We start from the raw sequence: 1,611 nt of genomic DNA, 5'->3' as shown, positions 1-1,611 counted from the left end.
AGAGACGTCAGCGAAATTGTGGTCGCTCACAAAGACCGGATGGCAAGATTTGGATTCGAGCTTATCGAATGGATTTGTGAACAGAACGGTTGCAGAATCGTGGTTCTCGACCAGTCAAATCTATCTCCAGAACGAGAGATGGTGGAAGACATCCTTGCCATCGTCCATGTCTTCAGTTGTAGACTCTATGGACTCAGGAAATACAAGTCAGTTATCAAAGAAGATCCGAGTCTACCCGGAAACTGAATTAAAGCTAAAATGGAGAACTTGGATTAATGCCGCGAGATGGTGTTACAATCAGGCTATCGCAACTCTGAAAACCACAAAAATAGGGAAATACGACCTTAGAAAGAAAATAATGTCAGAGGTCCCTGAATGGGTTAGTAAAACACCTTACAGCCCCAGGGAATCGGCAATATTTCAAGCATTTGAAGCTCATAAAGCAGCCAAGAAGGTAGACGGAGAAGCTAAGTTTAGGAAGTTTTCAGATCCAGTTCAATCGATCAGGTTCAATAAGGTTAACTTCAGGAAAGGGACTTTTTACCCAAAAGAGACGAAAGGTAGGGTTTTTCATAGTAGCGAATCAATGCCAGAAAAGATCCTTCATGACCCTACTCTGGTTATTGATCGAGGACGTTGGTTTATTACTTTTGCCATAGACGAAAAACCTGCTAAACCTTCTCTGCCAGATAGAAGTATTGCTTTAGATCCTGGAGTAAGGACATTTTTGACTGGATTTGACGGCCAGAGGTTTTTAGATATAGGTTCAGGAGACATTGGACGAGTTTACCGCCTTTGTTGCCACTTAGATAATCTAATATCTCGCGCCTCTCTAGCTAAGGGATCTAAAAATAAAAGAAAAAGATTCAAGATCAGGAAGGCCGCTCAGCGAATGAGAGTAAAAATTCGCAATCTTATAGACGAAGCTCACAAAAAGGTTGCCTGTTTCCTCACTTCTGAGTATCAAGTTATTTACCTTCCCAAATTTGAGACATCTCAAATGGTGAGTAAAACCAAGAGGAAAATAAGAAGCAAGACCGTTAGAAAAATGATGTCTTGGGCACATTATCGATTCAAGATGACATTGAAGCATCAGGCAGCCAAAAGAGGCTGTTTTGTAGTAGACGTCACTGAAGAATACACATCCAAGACTTGTACTAAATGTGGCCACATTCACAGCAAGTTAGGCAGTTCTAAACGATTTAAATGCCCAAATTGTGGCCACACCATTGACCGTGATCATAATGGCGCTTTTGGGATTTACCTAAAAGCTTTGAGGGATACCTCCTCGTCGATAACCGACGTGCTGTACACGGCTTCCGGGTTTTGCCGGGAATTGCCTGGTTAAATGTATCCGCTGATATGACATCTCGCTAAATAGCAAAGGGAACAGCGGATCTGGGAATAGGGAACAGGGAATAGGGAACAGGGAACAAAATTATCACAATTGATTCCATTCATTAGCTGTCGGCTGACGGCTGACGGCTGACGGCTGATAGCTGTTGGCGTAGCCTGCGCGTAGCGCATATGTTTACCTGCGATATTCCTTTGGCGAAGGGGTTTCTAGTTACTAAACTTGATAAAATTTGTGCAAAAGATGACCAACTCTTA

The 1,611-nt window shown here is 42.6% G+C and carries 3 protein-coding genes; 2 read left to right on the top strand and 1 reads right to left on the bottom strand.

Annotated elements, in window-relative coordinates:
- Together F6K49_RS47315 and F6K49_RS47310 are read left to right on the top strand one after the other, a co-directional pair.
- Positions 1 to 246 (top strand): recombinase family protein (locus F6K49_RS47315; protein WP_293109453.1); only part of this gene is annotated, 246 nt, incomplete at its 5' end.
- Positions 167 to 1,348, top strand: a complete 1,182-nt coding sequence (locus tag F6K49_RS47310) for an RNA-guided endonuclease TnpB family protein (RefSeq protein WP_075902891.1) — start codon at positions 167 to 169, stop codon at positions 1,346 to 1,348. The genes F6K49_RS47315 and F6K49_RS47310, both read left to right, overlap by 80 nt.
- Here the strand turns inward: F6K49_RS47310 and F6K49_RS47305 are convergent.
- Complete coding sequence (locus F6K49_RS47305) at positions 1,345 to 1,527, bottom strand: hypothetical protein (protein ID WP_143727781.1); 183 nt, start codon at positions 1,525 to 1,527, stop codon at positions 1,345 to 1,347. The two genes, F6K49_RS47310 and F6K49_RS47305, sit on opposite strands and share 4 nt — an antisense overlap.
- Between the last annotated feature and the right edge of the window lie 84 nt (positions 1,528 to 1,611).

It is taken from the genome of Moorena sp. SIO3I6 (assembly GCF_010672095.1).
The sequence above is the reverse complement of the archived record's forward strand: the minus strand, read 5'-3'. Positions and strand labels throughout refer to the sequence as shown.